This is a genomic window from Rhodanobacter sp. IGA1.0 (genome assembly GCF_040208325.1).
Taxonomy (GTDB): Bacteria; Pseudomonadota; Gammaproteobacteria; order Xanthomonadales; family Rhodanobacteraceae; genus Rhodanobacter; species Rhodanobacter spathiphylli.
Genome location: NZ_CP157948.1, coordinates 2,660,767 through 2,675,880 on the forward strand (window position 1 = coordinate 2,660,767; position 15,114 = coordinate 2,675,880).

Annotated in this window: 14 protein-coding genes; 7 read left to right on the forward strand and 7 right to left on the reverse strand. The window is 68.7% G+C overall.

Going from position 1 to position 15,114, the window contains the following annotated elements; translation table 11 throughout:
• The first annotated feature begins 18 nt into the window (after positions 1-18).
• The 5 genes from ABNK63_RS12080 to ABNK63_RS12100 are packed head-to-tail and all read left to right on the forward strand — an operon-like array spanning position 19 to position 5,765.
• Positions 19-423, forward strand: coding sequence for a SirB2 family protein (locus ABNK63_RS12080; protein WP_040673229.1), 405 nt, complete (start codon positions 19-21; stop codon positions 421-423).
• On the forward strand, positions 420-2,372 hold the full coding sequence (locus tag ABNK63_RS12085) for a pyridoxal-dependent decarboxylase (protein ID WP_350015762.1): 1,953 nt from the start codon (positions 420-422) through the stop codon (positions 2,370-2,372). The genes ABNK63_RS12080 and ABNK63_RS12085 overlap by 4 nt, the downstream gene beginning before the upstream one ends.
• A gap of 14 nt (positions 2,373-2,386) precedes the next feature.
• The gene (locus ABNK63_RS12090) at positions 2,387-3,493 is read left to right on the forward strand and encodes a PLP-dependent cysteine synthase family protein (protein ID WP_350015763.1); all 1,107 of its coding nucleotides are present in this window, start codon (positions 2,387-2,389) and stop codon (positions 3,491-3,493) included.
• Positions 3,490-4,296, forward strand: a complete 807-nt coding sequence (locus tag ABNK63_RS12095) for a prephenate dehydrogenase/arogenate dehydrogenase family protein (protein WP_350015764.1) — start codon at positions 3,490-3,492, stop codon at positions 4,294-4,296. The genes ABNK63_RS12090 and ABNK63_RS12095 overlap by 4 nt, the downstream gene beginning before the upstream one ends.
• Positions 4,293-5,765: a UbiD family decarboxylase gene (locus ABNK63_RS12100; RefSeq protein ID WP_350015765.1), complete on the forward strand. Its 1,473-nt coding sequence runs from the start codon at positions 4,293-4,295 to the stop codon at positions 5,763-5,765. The genes ABNK63_RS12095 and ABNK63_RS12100 overlap by 4 nt, the downstream gene beginning before the upstream one ends.
• Positions 5,766-5,829: 64 nt before the next feature.
• Here the strand turns inward: ABNK63_RS12100 and ABNK63_RS12105 are convergent, their stop codons facing one another.
• Positions 5,830-6,324: a DnrO protein gene (locus tag ABNK63_RS12105; protein WP_350015766.1), complete on the reverse strand. Its 495-nt coding sequence runs from the start codon at positions 6,322-6,324 to the stop codon at positions 5,830-5,832.
• 122 nt (positions 6,325-6,446) lie between these two features.
• Positions 6,447-7,004: a cytochrome b gene (locus ABNK63_RS12110; protein ID WP_350015767.1), complete on the reverse strand. Its 558-nt coding sequence runs from the start codon at positions 7,002-7,004 to the stop codon at positions 6,447-6,449.
• A 181-nt stretch (positions 7,005-7,185) separates the two neighbouring features.
• Here ABNK63_RS12110 and ABNK63_RS12115 point away from each other — a divergent pair, with 181 nt between their 5' ends.
• Together ABNK63_RS12115 and ABNK63_RS12120 are read left to right on the forward strand one after the other, a co-directional pair.
• Positions 7,186-8,250, forward strand: a complete 1,065-nt coding sequence (locus ABNK63_RS12115; RefSeq protein ID WP_350015768.1) for a peptidase U32 family protein — start codon at positions 7,186-7,188, stop codon at positions 8,248-8,250.
• Positions 8,251-8,254: 4 nt separating this feature from the next.
• A complete protein-coding gene (locus tag ABNK63_RS12120) occupies positions 8,255-9,142 on the forward strand; it encodes a U32 family peptidase (RefSeq protein ID WP_350015769.1) in 888 nt (295 codons plus the stop codon).
• 929 nt (positions 9,143-10,071) lie between these two features.
• Here ABNK63_RS12120 and ABNK63_RS12125 read toward each other — a convergent pair.
• From ABNK63_RS12125 to nadA, 5 genes are all read right to left on the reverse strand, one after another.
• Positions 10,072-10,731 carry a hemolysin III family protein gene (locus ABNK63_RS12125; RefSeq protein ID WP_007807790.1) on the reverse strand — a complete coding sequence of 220 codons (660 nt, stop codon included), beginning with the start codon at positions 10,729-10,731 and terminating at the stop codon, positions 10,072-10,074.
• 59 nt (positions 10,732-10,790) lie between these two features.
• Positions 10,791-11,999 (reverse strand): beta-ketoacyl-ACP synthase I, encoded by a 1,209-nt coding sequence (fabB, locus tag ABNK63_RS12130; RefSeq protein ID WP_007807789.1) that lies wholly within the window; start codon positions 11,997-11,999, stop codon positions 10,791-10,793.
• Between the two features lies 1 nt (position 12,000).
• Positions 12,001-12,516, reverse strand: coding sequence for a 3-hydroxyacyl-[acyl-carrier-protein] dehydratase FabA (gene fabA, locus ABNK63_RS12135; RefSeq protein ID WP_007807788.1), 516 nt, complete (start codon positions 12,514-12,516; stop codon positions 12,001-12,003).
• 121 nt (positions 12,517-12,637) lie between these two features.
• On the reverse strand, positions 12,638-14,083 hold the full coding sequence (locus ABNK63_RS12140; RefSeq protein ID WP_350015770.1) for an FAD-binding protein: 1,446 nt from the start codon (positions 14,081-14,083) through the stop codon (positions 12,638-12,640).
• Positions 14,080-15,105 (reverse strand): quinolinate synthase NadA, encoded by a 1,026-nt coding sequence (nadA, locus tag ABNK63_RS12145; RefSeq protein WP_350015771.1) that lies wholly within the window; start codon positions 15,103-15,105, stop codon positions 14,080-14,082. Before nadA ends, ABNK63_RS12140 begins: the two co-directional genes overlap by 4 nt.
• Positions 15,106-15,114 lie beyond the last annotated feature (9 nt).

The following is a 15,114-nucleotide window of genomic DNA, read 5'->3' on the forward strand; positions in this document are numbered from 1 at the left end:
AAGCCTCATGGAATGCCGGTGTTCGAGTTCTACCCGCAAATCAAATGGGTGCATATCGCCTGCGTGCTGGCCAGCGGTTCGCTGTTCGCGCTGCGCGGCCTGCTCGTCCAGCTCGGCCACGCCGGCGCCGCCCAGTGGGAGCCCGTGCGCTGGCTCAGCTACGCGATCGACACCAGCTTGCTCACCGCCGCGCTGATGCTGGTCAGCATCCTGCCCGGCGCGCTGTTCGCCAACGGCTGGCTCACCACCAAGCTGGTGCTGCTGGTGGTCTACGTGGTGCTGGCCACGCTGGCACTGAAACGCGCCCGCACCCGCCGTGCGCGGCTGGCCTTCTTCATCGCCGCACTGGCCTGTTACGTCTACATGCTCGGCGTGGCGCGCATGCACCACCCGCTGGGCTGGCTGCATGGATGGATCGCATGAGCGCACAACCGTTCAACCATGGCGAGCCGCGCGACCACACGCTGGACGCCTGCTTCCTCGGCCCCTACGGGGAGAACGACGCGCTGCTGGAGAAGATGCTGGTCGAGTTCCTGCGCGATCACGTCTACTGGCGGCGCAACTTCCACCCGGAAGATCCGCCGGCGATCGCCACCGCCGCCGCGCACCACCCCGACTACCTGGCCTTCGAGTCGCGCATGCGCCGCGAGCTGCACCAGCTGTCGGCGTCGCTGAAGAAGTCGGTGCCGTTCCACAGCCCGCGCTACATCGGCCACATGGCCTCGGACCTGCTGCTGCCGGGCCTGGCGGCGCAGATGCTGACCCTGCCCTACAACCCGAACAACGTCAGCGAGGATGCCGCGCCGGTCACCGTCGACATGGAAGTGCAGGTCGGCCTGCAGCTGGCGCGCATGCTCGGCTATCCGCATGACCCCGCCCAGGACGCCTGCGCGTTCGGCCACCTCACCTCCGGCGGCACCCTGGCCAACTACCAGGCACTGCGCCTGGCGCTGGCGCTGAAGGCGTTTCCGGTGGCGCTGCGTGCTGCGCAGGTCCCTGGACTGGCGCTGCCCGAGGATGACTGGAGCGCATTCAACCTCGCGCAGGCGGACGGCATCGCGCTGCTGACCGACTGGCAGGCCTGGCTTGTGGCGCAGCCCGCGGCCGGGCGCAGCGGCTGGTTGCAGCGCGTCGAACGCGAGCGCATCGAGCAGCGCGGCCTGGTCGACTTCTTCGCCGCACACGCCACGCTGAAGCTGCCGCGGGTGCTGGCGCCGGTGACCGCCCACTACTCCTGGAGCAAGGGCGTGAAGCTGCTCGGCCTGGGTCGCGACCAGCTGGAGCTGCTGCCCACCGAAGGCATGCGACTGGACCGGGACGCCCTGCGCGACACGCTGGAGCGCTGTGCCCGCGAGCAACAACCCGTGCTGATGTGCGTGGCGGTGCTGGGTGGCACCGAGTACGGCACCATCGATCCGATCGACCAGGTGCTGGCCGCCCGCGATGCATCGCGCCAGCGGGGACTGGATTTCGCCGTGCACGTCGACGCCGCCTGGGGCGGCTACCTGGCCACCCTGTTCCGCAACGAAGACGGCTCGCTGCGCCCGCGCGACGAAGTCGCCACCGACTACGTGCAATTCCCCACGCCCGCCGTGCACGCCGCGTTCGCCGCGCTGGGCGCCACCGACTCGGTCACCGTCGACCCGCACAAGCTCGGCTACCTGCCCTATGGCAGCGGCGCCTTCATCTGCCGCGACCATCGTGCGATGAGCCTGCTGGCCGAGCGTGCCGACTATGTCTTCCACGGCGGCACGCCGAAGGACTATCTCGCCCGCTACCGCAGCCTGGGCCAGTTCATTCCCGAAGGTTCCAAGTCCGGCGCGGCGGCGGCAGCGGTCTACGTCACCCACAAGGTGTTGCCGCTGGATCACGCCCATTTCGGCCGCCTGCCCTGCGCCACCGTGCGTGCCGCCGAAACCTTCCACGCCCGCGCGCAGCGCTTCGCGCTGGAGCTGGCCGACTGCGTCCACGCGCTGGTGCCGTTCGCGCCGGACAGCAACCTGGTCTGCCTGGCGCTCAACCCGCGCGGCAACCGCTCGATCACCGTCGCCAACGCCTTCTTGCGCGAACTGCACGACACCTTGCGTTGCGACCCGCAGCAGCCGCTGCAGACCAAGGAGTTCTTCGGCTCGGTGACCACGCTGCGCCCGGACATGCTGGGCCACGCACAGACCACGCGCATCTTCCAGGCGCTGGGCCTGGATGCGAGCTCGCTCGATCCGGACGAGGACCGGCTGATGATCCTGCGCCACACGCTGATGAATCCGTACCTGATCGATCACGAGAACGGCATCAGCTACATCGACCGCTATTTCGAATTTCTCGGCCGCCGCATGCGCGCGATGCACCGGGCCGCGAGCCACTCGACATGAATCCGGAGTCTCCGATGGACAGCGTCCTGCACCTGGTCAACCTGCAACAGGATCATGATCGCCGCTGGGTGCACGACGCCCTGACCAGGCTGGCGCAGGAGGCCGCACGCTCCGCCGACACCCATCTGCTGAAGCTGAATTTTCCCGGCTTCCACGGCATCGACTTCTACTTCAAGGACGAGGCCGCCCACCCCAGCGGCAGCCTGAAGCACCGGCTGGCCCGCTCACTGTTCCTGTACGCGCTGTGCAACGGCCGGCTGCGTGGCGGCCAGGCGGTGGTGGACGCGTCTTCGGGCAGCACGGCGATTTCGGAAGCCTGGTTCGCGCGCCTGCTCGGCCTGTCGTTCACCGCGGTGATGCCAGCCTGCACCGCGCCGGGCAAGATCCGCGACGTGCAGGCGCTGGGCGGCACCTGCGACCTGGTCGACGACCCGGCCCAGGTGCACGCGCGCGCCGCCGAACATGCCGCACGCGGCGCCTGCCACCTCGACCAGTTCGGCCTGGCCGAACGCGCCACCGACTGGCGCGGCAACAACAACATCGCCGAGTCGATCATCGGCCAGCTGGCACTGGAGGCCGAACCCGAACCGGCGTGGATCGTGTGCGGCGCCGGCACCGGCGGTACCTCGGCCACCATCGGCCGCTACCTGCGCTACCGCCACCTCAATACCCGACTGTGCGTGGCCGAGCCCAGCGGCAGCGGCTACGTGCACGGCTGGCGCAACCGCGACATGAAGGCGGTGGCCAGCCAGCCCACCCTGATCGAGGGCATCGGCCGACCGCGCGTGGAACCGGGCTTCATCTTCGACGTGGTCGACCGCGTCAACGAAATCCCCGACGCCGCCTCGATCGCCGCCGCCTGGCTGCTGGAAGACCTGCTCGGCCATCGCTACGGCGGCTCGTCCGGCACCAACCTGGTCGCCTGCCTGCAGCTGGCCGCGTCGATGCGCGCGCGCGGCCAGCGTGGCAGCATCGTCAGCCTGCTGTGCGACCGCGGCGAGCGCTACGCGCAGACCCTGTTCGACCGCGACTGGCTGGCCGCGCGCGCGATCGACCTCGCGCCGTGGGATGCCGCGCTGCGCCACAGCCTGGCCAGCGGCCGCGCGCCCGCGCTGACATGAGCGCCGCTGCGTCGCCGGCCCCGGGCGTGCGCTTTGCGCTGCTGGGCCATGGCCGTTTCGGCGCGGCGTTTGCGCAGCTGTTGCTGCAGGCGGGGCACCACGTGCGCGTGTTCGATCCGCACGCCCGAGTTCCCGCCGCACTGGCCGCGCCATCCTTGCGTGTCGCGCTCGAGGGCGCGCAATGGATCGTGCTGGCGATGCCGGTGCCGCAACTGCGGAGCACCCTGCTCGCGCTGCGCCCGCTGCTGCACGCCGGCCAGATCGTGTTCGACGTGGGCAGCGTGAAGATGCATCCCTGCGCGGCGATGGACGAGTTGCTGGGTGACGCGATTCCCCACGTCGGCAGCCACCCGCTGTTCGGTCCGCTCAGCCTGGCGCGCGACGAGCGCCCGCGGCGCACGGTGATCTGCGCCTCCGCCCGGCATCCGCAGGCCGCCGCGCGCACGTCTGCGTTGTTCGCCGCGCTCGGCTGCGAAGTCATCGAACAGGACCCGGAGAGCCACGACCGCGCGATGGCGCGCACCCACGTGCTGGCCTTCTTCATCGCCAAGGGCCTGATCGACATCGGCGTGGACGACGGCATGCCGATCGCGCCGCCCTCGTTCCAGGGCATGAAACACATGCTGGCCGCGGTGCGCGGCGACGCCGGCCACCTGTTCGGCGCGATCCAGCGCGAGAACCCGTTTGCCGCCGAGGCCCGCGCCGAACTGCTGGCCGAACTGCAACGCGTGCATCAGCAGTTGCTGGTCGCGACGGATGACGACGAGCTCGCCATTGCGACCTCCGGCGAACCGTCCGCATGAGTTTCCATGACCTGCGCAGCTTCCTGCAGCGGCTGGAGCGCGAACGGCAATTGCAGCGCGTCAGCGCGCCCGTGGACATACATCTCGAATCCACCGCGCTGAGCCTGCGCGCGCTGCGCGAGGCGGGTCCCGCATTGCTGATGGAACATCCCGGCGACAGTCGGCACGCGTTGCTGGGCAACCTGTTCGGCCATCGTCGCCGCATCGAGCTGGCACTGGCCGGGCGGCCGCTGGCCTCGCTGCGCGAATTGGGCCAGCTGCTTGCCGCGATCAAGGAACCGCGCTGGCCGTCCAGCCTGCGCCAGGCGCTGGCCACCTGGCCGGAGCTGGCACAACTGGCCCACGTCGCGCCGCAACGCGTGCGGGAAGCGGCGTTCGAACACGAAACGCTGCGCGGCGACGAGATCGACCTGGCCCGCCTGCCGATCCAGCACTGCTGGCCGGACGACGCCGGCAAGCTGGTCACCTTCGGCCTGGTGGTGACCCGGGGCACCGACAAGCCCCGACAGAACGTGGCGATCTACCGCCAGCAGGTGATCGGTCCGAACCGGGTGATCATGCGCTGGCTGCCGCATCGCGGCGGCGCGCTGGACTACGCCGACTGGCGCGCCGCGCATCCGCGGCAACCGTTCCCGCTACTGGTCGCCATCGGCGCCGATCCGGCGACCATGCTGGCCGCCGTGGCGCCGGTGCCGGACAGCTTGTCCGAATACGAATTCGCCGGCCTGCTGCGCGGCCAGCGCACCCGCGTGTGGCACAGCGAGCTGACCGGGCTCGATGCACCGGCCGGTGCGGAGATCCTGCTGGAAGGCTTCATCCACCCCGGCGACACCGCGCTGGAAGGCCCGTTCGGCGACCACACCGGCTACTACAACGCGCAGGATCACTTCCCCGTCTTCACCATCGAACGCCTGCACCTGCGCCGCGACGCGATCTACCACGGCAGCTACATGGGCCGCGCGCCGCACGACGAGCCGTCGGTGCTGTCGATGGCGCTGAACGACATCTTCGTGCCGATCCTGCAGAAGGTGTTTCCCGAGATCGTCGACTTCTTCCTGCCGCCGGAAGCGTGCTCGTACCGCATCGCCGTGGTCAGCATCCGCAAGCAGTACGCCGGCCATGCGCGGCGCATCATGATGGCGGTGTGGTCGTACCTGCGCCAGTTCACCTACACCAAGTTCGTGATCGTCACCGACGACGACATCGACGTGCGCGACTGGGCGGCGGTGATCTGGGCGGTGTCCACCCGGGTCGATCCCGCGCGCGACACCATGCTGGTGGAGAACACCCCGATCGACTACCTGGACTTCGCCAGCCCGGTCGCCGGCGTGGGCTCCAAGCTCGGCATCGACGCCACCCACAAATGGCCGTCCGAAACCACGCGCGCCTGGAGCCGGCCGATCGTGCCCGATGCCGCGGTGGAGCGTCGCGTGGATGCGCTATGGGCGACCCTGCAAGCCACCCCGTAGGAGCGCACCCTGTGCGCGATGCACTCCGTCACGTGTCGCAAAAGCTCGCGCACAGGGTGCGCTCCTACGGCTCGTCGTGCATCTCGTGCATCGTGGGCGCCGGCTGGTCCCAGCCCGGATCATTGAAGTAGTGCGGATAGTGCGCGATCGCCTCGCGCATCGCGGCCACCGCCTTGACGTTGCCCGGGTTGGCCTGCAGGGCCTGCGCTGCGCCGAGCAGCGGCGCCAGGATACCGTGCAGCGCCGCGTCCGGCTCGGCGGCGAGCTTGCAGTTGGCAAACATGAAGCCCACCGCATCCTCCACTTCGGCCGCGCGATCGACCGCCATCGGCGCGCTCATGTGACCCATCTCGTAGTGACTCAGCTGATCCACCGCAACGTGCACGCGTCGCATGCCCTCGCGCAGGGACGCGTCCGGTTCCCAGCGCTGCGCGGGCACGCTCGCCGTGGCGGCGTGGTGGGTGGTGTGTTCCGCATGCGTCTGTGGTGGTGTGGCCTGCACCGAAACGGCCAGGCCCAGGCCGCAGGCCAAGGTGACAAGAGTGTGGACGGATGTCATGGGGACTGCTCCAGCAGGCGGCGTGCATGCCGCGGATGGAACGATGCTAGCGCGAGCCTGCAGATGCGCGACTGACCTGCGTCAACCACGCGTCCGTCATCGCCGCGACCGGCTGTCGCAGCTCAGTTGCCGTTCCCGCGTCGCGGCAACATCCGGCGCAGCGTGTTGTCATGCATGAAGTAGTGGTGATACAGCGCCGCAGCCGCATGCAGGCCCACCAGGTAATAGCCGATTGTGCCGATGGTGCCGTGCAGGTCCTCCAGCCGCTCGCCGAGCAGCTCGTCCGGCACGATCAGCGGCGGCAATTCCAGGCCGAAGAACGGGATCACCTTGCCGTGCGCGCTCAGCGTGAGCCAGCCCAGCATCGGCATCACGATCAGGAACGCGTACAGCAGCGCGTGCATGATTCCGGCCAGGTGATGCTGCCAGGCCGGAAGACTCGCATCACGGCGTGGCGCCGGCGTCGTCAGGCGAATCGCCAGACGCAGTAAGACCAGCGCGAACACGCCGAGCCCCAGCATGAAATGCCACGTCTTCAGGCCCGCGCGCAGGCTGCTGCCGCGCGGCGCCAGTTCGTGCAGCTCGATGCAGGCGTAGACGGCCACCAGCAGCGCCAGCATCAGCCAGTGCATGCCGATCGACAGGGGGTGGTAACGGTCGTTGGTGTTCATCGGATTCATGGATCTTTCCCGTCGGCAATCGGAGCGGAGTTCCGGACATCGCTACGAATCGTGCGAAGTCGACCGCAGCATGGACTGTGCCGGCACGTCCGGGCTTGACCTCGGTCAACTTCCCTTCCGGTGACTTCAGCGCATCCGCAGATTTTTTTCGCATCCGCACGGAACCGCTCCGGCCTGACCCATGTCAACGCAGGTCGCCCGGTCAGCCGCCACGATGCGCCGCGACCTTCTCCGCTTCGAGGTGCACATGCAACTGGTCTGTCCTGCCGGCAACCTGCCGGCGCTGCAAGCGGCGATCGACGCCGGTGCCGATGCGGTCTACGCGGGTTTCCGCGACCAGACCAACGCCCGCGCCTTCCCCGGCCTGAACTTCAGCGACGCGGAGCTGCGCGACGGCATCGCCTACGCGCACCAGCGCAAGCGCAAGGTCTACCTGGCGCTGAACACCTACCCCGACAGTGCACGCCTGGCGACGTGGTACGGCGCGGTGGACAAGGCGGCCGAGTTCGGCTGCGACGCGATCATCGCGGCGGAGATGGCGGTGCTCGATTACGCCACGCGCAGCTACCCGGCGATGGCACGGCATTTGTCGGTGCAAGGCTCGGCCACCACCGCACCGGCGCTGCGCTACGCGCACGAGCGCTTCGGCATCAGCCGCGCGGTGCTGCCGCGGGTGCTGTCGATCCAGCAGGTCGAACGATTGTGCGCAGGCTCGCCGGTGCCGATCGAAGTGTTCGCGTTCGGCAGCCTGTGCATCATGGTCGAAGGCCGTTGCCAGCTGTCCAGCTACGTCACCGGCGCCTCGCCGAACCGTCATGGCGTGTGCTCACCGGCCAGCTTCGTGCGCTGGGAGGAACACGGCGACGGTCGCCGCAGCGTGCGCCTGAACCAGGTGCTGATGGACAAGTTCGAGCCCGCCGAACCGGCCGGCTATCCCACCGTGTGCAAGGGCCGCTTCGAGGTCGGCGGCGAGACCTTCCACGCACTGGAAGAACCGACCAGCCTCAACACGCTGGAGCTGCTGCCGCGCCTGGCCAGGGCCGGCGTGGCCGCGTTGAAGATCGAAGGCCGCCAGCGCGGCGTCGCCTACGTGGCCTCGGTCACCCGCACCTGGCGCGACGCGCTGGATCGCTACCGCAGTGCGCCGGATGCATGGCAGCTGCAACCGGGCTGGCAGTCGTCGCTGTCGAAACATGCCGAAGGCCACCAGACCACGCTGGGCCCCTACCACCGTTCCTGGCATTGAAACGATGAACACGATAAAGCTGAGCCTCGGCCCGCTGCAGTATTTCTGGCCCCGCGAACAGACCCTGGCGTTCTACCGCGAGGCGGTGGAGTGGCCGCTGGACATCATCTATCTGGGCGAAACCGTGTGCAGCAAGCGCCGCGAACTGGGCACGCGCGACTGGATCACGCTGGCCGCCGACCTCGCCCGCAGCGGCAAGCAGATCGTGCTGTCGTCGCTGGCGCTGATCGAGGCCGAATCCGAGCTGGGCGTGCTGCAACGGCTGGTCGACCACGGCGACTGCTGGATCGAGGCGAATGATCTTTCCGCCGTGCAGCTGTGCCGCGAACGCGGCGTGCCCTTCGTCGCCGGCCCCGCCCTCAACGTCTACAACCACCACGCCCTGTCGATGCTGATGGCCGACGGCCTGCGCCGCTGGGTACCGGGCGTCGAGCAGGGCCACCAGCTGCTGCGCGAACTGCGCGAGGCGATGCAGGCCGAGGACCGGCCCATGCCCGAGCTGGAGGTGATCGCCTTCGGCCGCCTGCCGCTGGCCTTCTCCGCCCGCTGCTTCACCGCCCGCGCGCTGGACGTGGCCAAGGACCAGTGCGGCTTCCGCTGCATCGACTACCCCGACGGCATGCCATTGGCCACCCGCGAAGGCGGCCCCTTCCTGCGCATCAACGGCATCCAGATCCAGGGCGAGGAAATCACCGACCTCGGCCCCGAACTGCCCGCCTTGCGCGAACTGGGCGTCGACGTGCTGCGCCTGTATCCCCAGGTCGACGGCATGGCCGAAGTGATGGCGCACTTCGACCTGGCCCGCCACTCCCCGGTAGCACCGCCGCGGATCGGCGCCCGCAACGGCTACTGGCACGGCGAGCCGGGCATGCGGCCGGTGGCTGAGGCATAAGCCCAGCGAAGCCGACGCGTGGCACCGGCAGCTGTCCCAACAGACATCGCGGCCACCCTTCTTTGTTGCGGGTCGTGGTGCCGGTATCCCACGGCCGTACTCCCAACCGCCACAGTCCGCAGGCTTGCCGGATGATAGGCTGCGGCTTGGCTTTTCCTGCAGCGACGTTGGAGGGGAACGTGGCACCTGATCAGAAAGAACAGCCCAGATGGATACGGTATTTGGCGTATGCATTCGCGACCGTTTGGCTTGGCACTTTTCTATATCGTTATATCGATCCCACGTCGCGCCAAGATCGAGCAATTCTGAGAAACTTTTCGAGCCAACAGATTCTGTCCATAAGCGTCGAGCCAGCCCGAGCCGGATACCCAACTCTTGTCAACCAGACAGTCCTTATCAAGGACAGGCAGAGCATTGCGGCCTTTTCCAAGGCGTTCTCGCATCTGTCAGGCCATAACCCTGAGCATCCTGAAGTCACTAGGGCCGCCATACTTCGCATACAACTCAAAGACCGGGTGCTAGGTGGCTACCTCGAGGAGAGCAGCAATGACGGCACAGTTTTTTACTGCATGAGTGGCGTGACGAAAGGATGGGTATACGGGACCTATCTGGTCCCTGACGGCGGCGAGCTCTTCAATCTCATCAAGAAGTTCGCGCCCACGCCAGCTCCATAGCAGCCTTCGCGGAAAGCTTCTCGTCAACGCCGGTTGCACGATGCTCTTGCCTTGGGCCTTCGGGCGACTGCCGGCGATCATGTGATCTTTGGTGTGGCGTGCCCGTTGTCATCGCGTCGCGCTGGCGGTGAATCGAAAGGCGATTCCTCAGGCAGGCTGGACTGGGCGATGCATCGAGTGGCGTTGAATGGCACAGCATCGCAGTCCACTTGCCTGCAACGCACGCAAGTTCACAGGCAGCACGCTGCACCACGCTCAAAACGTATAACGCAACACCGTGAAGTAGTGGCAGCCGGTGCCGGTGAGCACGAACAAATGCCAGACGAAGTGGCTGTAGCGCAGGCGTTCGTGCAGCAGGAAAAACACCACGCCCAGCGTATAGGCCAGGCCGCCGGCCAGCAGCCAGGCCAGGCCGCCCGGCGCCATGTGCAGCCATAGCGGGCGGATCGCGATCAGCGCCGCCCAGCCCATCGCGACGTACAGCGCGGTGGACAGCCGATGGAAACGCGCGCCGACGGCAAGTTTGAAGATCGCGCCCAGCAGGGCCAGGCCCCAGATCACGCCCAGCATCGACCAGCCCCAACCGCCACGCAGCACGCCCAGCGCGATCGGCGTGTAGGTGCCCGCGATCAGCAGGTAGATCGCCGCGTAGTCGAAGCGCTGCAGCAGTTCCTTGATCCGCAGATGCGGGATCGCGTGGTACAGCGTGGACGCGAGGTACAGCAGGATCGCGCTGGCCCCGAACACCGTCGACGCCACCACCGCGGTGGTGCTGCCGCTGCGCAGTGCGGCAATGACCAGGATCGGCAGGCCGGCCACGGCGAGCAGCAGGCCGAGGCCATGGCTGATGCTGTTGGCGATTTCCTCGCCGAGGGTGGAGTCACGCGAGAGCGCGGGCGCGGCCGTGGGAGACATGCGGAGAAGCTCGGAAGAATGGAGCGGCTGCCGCGAGGGCAGCCGCAGGACGCGCGGGCTCAGACCCTGGCAAACACCAGGGTGCCATTGGTGCCGCCGAAGCCGAAGCTGTTCGACATCACCGTGGCCAGCTTCGCTTCCCGGCTTTCGCGCACGATCGGGAAGCTTGCGGCTGCCGGATCGAGGTCGCTGATGTGGGCGGAGCCCGCCATGAAACCGCCGTTGAGCATCAGCAGGCTGTAGATCGCCTCGTGCACGCTGGCGGCGCCCAGCGAGTGGCCGGTCAGTGCCTTGGTCGAGGACAGCGGCGGCACCGCGTCGCCGAACGCTTCGCGCACCGCGTTCAACTCCACGATGTCGCCCAGTGGCGTGGCGGTGCCGTGGGTGTTGAGGTAGTCGATCGGCGCCTTGACGTTGGCCAGCGCCATCTTCATGCAGCGCACCGCGCCCTCGCCCGACGGCGCGACCATCTCGGCACCGTCGGAGGTGACACCGTAGCCGACCAGCTCGGCATGGATGCGCGCGCCACGCGCCCTGGCGTGTTCGTATTCCTCCAGCACCAGCATGCCGCCGCCGCTGGCGATGACGAAGCCGTCGCGGCTGGTGTCGTAGGGGCGCGAGGCGCTGACCGGCGTGTCGTTGTGATGGCTGGACAGCGCGCCCATCGCGTCGAACTGCGAGGTCATGCCCCAGTGTTCCTCTTCGCCGCCACCGGCGAACATCACGTCCTGCGCGCCGTGGCGGATCAGGTCGGCGGCCGCGCCGATGCAGTGCGCCGAGGTGGCGCAGGCGGCGGAGATCGAATAGCTCAGGCCCTGGATGCCGAAGGTGGTGGCCAGCGTGGCCGACACCGTCGAGCACATCGTGCGCGGCACCATGTACGGGCCGATCTTGCGCACGCCCTTGTTGCGCAGCAGGTCGGCGGTTTCGATCTGCCAGCGCGGCGAGCCGCCGCCGGAACCGGCGATCGCGCCGATGCGCGGGTCGCGCACCTGGTCCGCGTCCAGTCCGGCATCTTCCATTGCCGAACGCATCGACACATAGGCGAACGCCGCGGCGTCGCCCATGAAGCGCTTCAGCTTGCGATCGATTACCGCGTCGAGATCGATGTTCGGCACGCCGGCCACGTGGCTGCGCAAGCCCAGCTCGGCGTACTCGGGCATCGCGCGGATGCCGCTGCGGCCATCGCGCAAGGCGCTGGTCACGGTTTGCAGATCATTGCCCAGGCAGGACACGATGCCCATGCCGGTCACGACGACGCGACGCATCTCAAAAACCCTCGGTGGACTGGAACAGGCCCACGCGCATGTCGCTGGCCTCGTAGATCAGGCGGTCGTCGACGAAGGTCTTGCCGTCGGCGATCACCAGGCGCAGCTTGCCGCGCATCACGCGGCGGATGTCGATCTCGTAGCGCACCAGCTTGGCCGTCGGCATCACCTGGCCGGAAAACTTCACGTTGCCCACGCCCAGCGCGCGGCCACGGCCGGGTTCGCCCAGCCACGGCAGGAAGAAGCCGCTGAGCTGCCACATCGCGTCCAGGCCAAGGCAGCCAGGCATCACCGGGTCGCCGATGAAGTGGCAACCGAAGAACCACAGGTCCGGATGGATGTCCATTTCGGCATGGATCAGGCCCTTGCCGTAGGCACCGCCTTCCTCGGAAATCCGCGTGATGCGATCGAACATCAGCATCGGCGGCGAAGGCAGACGGGCATTGTCGTCACCGAACAACTCGCCGCGGCCGCAGGCGCGCAGCTGTTCGTAGTCGAAGGAGGAAGGACGTGTCATGAAATACTCGCGGGGTGAGGAACGCCCAGTGTGCCAGCTGAGCGCCCTCCTGTCTTGACGCGCATCAACGCGATGCCGTACGCGTGCGCACTGAAAAGCTGTCGTGGTAGTGGGCGGTGTGTCAGGACGGACAGCCGCGATCTTCCCGCCAGTGTGCGCCCAGCGAGCGCGTGCGCAGGCGCATCGCGCGCAGCAGCGCCTTGCCCAGCTGCGCCTGCCAGCCGGCCTCGGCCAGCACCTCGCAGGCGTGCCACGCATCGCGCAGCGAACGGGCTTCACGGATCGGGCCGGCCGCATGCCACAGCAGCTCGCGCAACATGGCCAGCTCGGCCGGCGGCAGGCTCGGGCCGCGCTCGACCACGCGCACCGTTCCCGCCACGACAGGCTCCGCCGCGTGGCTGAGCCCTTCGCCCAGGCGCCGGCCGCAGACCACGCCCTCCAGCAGCGAATTGCTGGCCAGCCGGTTGGCGCCGTGCACGCCGTTGCAGGCCACCTCGCCCACCGCGTACAGGCCGGGCACGCTGGTGCGCCCGTCCGCGTCGGTGGCCAGCCCGCCCATGTGGAAATGCGCCACCGGTGTCACCGGCAGCGCGGCGTGGCGAGGATCGAAGCCATGCGCCAGGCAGGCCGCCAGCACGGTGGGGAAACGCCGCTCCCAGTCGCCATCGACACCGGTTGCATCGAGGCGGACACGTCCTCCGGCCGTCTGCACCGCGGCCACGCGCCGCGACACCACGTCGCGCGGCGCCAGGTCGCCCAGCGGATGCACGCCGGCCATCAGCGCGTTGCCGGCGGCGTCGAGCAGGCGGGCGCCGGCACCGCGCAAGGCCTCGGTGATCAGGGGCAGCCGATGACCTGCCACCTCCAGCGCGGTGGGGTGGAACTGCACGAATTCCAGGTCGCGCGCCGCGGCGCCGGCGGCCAGCCCCAGCGCCAGCCCCGCGCCATCGGCGCCTGCCGGGTTGCTGCTGCGGGCATACAACGCGCCGATCCCGCCGGTGGCCAGCACCACGGCGGACGCCTCCACCGGCTCATGCCGGCCGCGCTCGTCGCGGGTACGCACGCCGACCACGCGGCCTTCGCGCAGCAGCAGGGCATCGACATCGACGCCGCCGCGCCATTGCACATGCACGGCCGCCTGCGCCCGTGCGCGCAAGGCCTGCACCAGGGCTGCACCGCTGGCATCGCCGCCGGCATGCGCAATGCGGGCGGCGCCGTGGCCGCCTTCGCGGCCCAGCTGAAGACCGCCGAGCGCATCGCGATCGAACGCCACGCCCTGCGCCTGCAGCCAGGCAATCGCCGCAGGCGCCTCGGCAGTCAGCCACTGCACCATCGCCGCGTCGTTGTGCTGCACCCCGGCCACCAGCGTGTCGTGCGCGTGGGCGGCCGGGCTGTCGCGCGGATCGAGCGCCGCGGCGATGCCGCCCTGGGCCAGCGCACTGGCGCTGCCGCAGCCGTCATGGGCGCGACACAGCAGGCGCACCGGCGCGGGCGCCGCGGCCAGCGCCGTCGCCAGCCCGGCGACGCCGCTGCCCACCACCACGATCGGCAGGCGTGCGTGCCTCACACGCGTTCGCGCCGACCGACCGCCAGCATGCGCTCCAGCGCTGCGCGTGCGCGTTGGCTGACGTCGGCGGGGATCTCGATCGCGTGGCGCAAGTCGCGCAGGCAGGCGTAGATGTTCTGCAAGGTGATCCGCTGCATGTGCGGACACAGGTTGCACGGCTTGATGAACTCGGTCTGCGGGAACTGCGACTTCAGGTTGTCGGCCATCGAGCACTCGGTGACCATCGCCACGCGCGCCGGCCTTTCGCGCGCCAGCCACTTGCCCATCGCGGTGGTGGAGCCGACGAAATCGGCCTCGGCCAGCACCTCGGGCGAGCATTCCGGGTGCGCCACCACCCGGGTGCCGAATTGCTCGCGCACATGCCGCACTTCCTGCGCGGTGAAGCGCTCGTGCACTTCGCAGCGGCCGTGCCACAGGATGATTTCCACGGCGGTCTGTTTGGCGACATGGCGGCCCAGGAATTCGTCGGGCAGGAAGATCACCTGGTCCGTGCCCATCGACTCGACCACCTGCACCGCGTTGGCCGAAGTGCAGATCGCATCGGACTGCGCCTTCACCGCGGCCGAGGTATTGGCGTAGCTGACCACCGGCACGCCCGGATGTTGCGCGCGCAGCGCCAGCACGTCGGCGGCGGTGATCGAGGAAGCCAGCGAGCAGCCGGCTTCGAGGTCGGGCAGCAGCACGGTCTTGTGCGGCGCCAGGATCTTCGCGGTCTCGGCCATGAAGTGCACGCCGCACAGCACGATCAGCTCGGCGTCGCAGTCGGCCGCGGCCTGGGCCAGGCCCAGCGAATCGCCGGTGATGTCGGCCACGCCGTGGAAGATCTCCGGCGACTGGTAGCTGTGCGCCATGATCACCGCGCCGCGCTGCTTCTTCAGCCGGTTGATCGCCTCGATCCACGGCAGGTGCAACGGAATTTCCAGGCATGGCACCAGCGGCTCCAGCCGCTCGGCCAGCGCCGCGTAGTCGTGTTCGAGTTCGTCGCGCCAGACCGGCACGGGCAGGTTTGCGAGGTCAGTCATGGTGATCGC

Coding starts and splice junctions, on each gene's coding strand:
- ABNK63_RS12100 (WP_350015765.1), top strand. CDS start 4,293: ATGAGTTTCCATGACCTGCGCAGCTTCCTGCAGCGGCTGGAGCGCGAA.
- ABNK63_RS12115 (WP_350015768.1), top strand. CDS start 7,186: ATGTCAACGCAGGTCGCCCGGTCAGCCGCCACGATGCGCCGCGACCTT.
- ABNK63_RS12085 (WP_350015762.1), top strand. CDS start 420: ATGAGCGCACAACCGTTCAACCATGGCGAGCCGCGCGACCACACGCTG.
- fabA (WP_007807788.1), bottom strand. CDS start 12,516: ATGACACGTCCTTCCTCCTTCGACTACGAACAGCTGCGCGCCTGCGGC.
- nadA (WP_350015771.1), bottom strand. CDS start 15,105: ATGACTGACCTCGCAAACCTGCCCGTGCCGGTCTGGCGCGACGAACTC.
- ABNK63_RS12120 (WP_350015769.1), top strand. CDS start 8,255: ATGAACACGATAAAGCTGAGCCTCGGCCCGCTGCAGTATTTCTGGCCC.
- fabB (WP_007807789.1), bottom strand. CDS start 11,999: ATGCGTCGCGTCGTCGTGACCGGCATGGGCATCGTGTCCTGCCTGGGC.
- ABNK63_RS12125 (WP_007807790.1), bottom strand. CDS start 10,731: ATGTCTCCCACGGCCGCGCCCGCGCTCTCGCGTGACTCCACCCTCGGC.
- ABNK63_RS12095 (WP_350015764.1), top strand. CDS start 3,490: ATGAGCGCCGCTGCGTCGCCGGCCCCGGGCGTGCGCTTTGCGCTGCTG.
- ABNK63_RS12090 (WP_350015763.1), top strand. CDS start 2,387: ATGGACAGCGTCCTGCACCTGGTCAACCTGCAACAGGATCATGATCGC.
- ABNK63_RS12105 (WP_350015766.1), bottom strand. CDS start 6,324: ATGACATCCGTCCACACTCTTGTCACCTTGGCCTGCGGCCTGGGCCTG.
- ABNK63_RS12110 (WP_350015767.1), bottom strand. CDS start 7,004: ATGAATCCGATGAACACCAACGACCGTTACCACCCCCTGTCGATCGGC.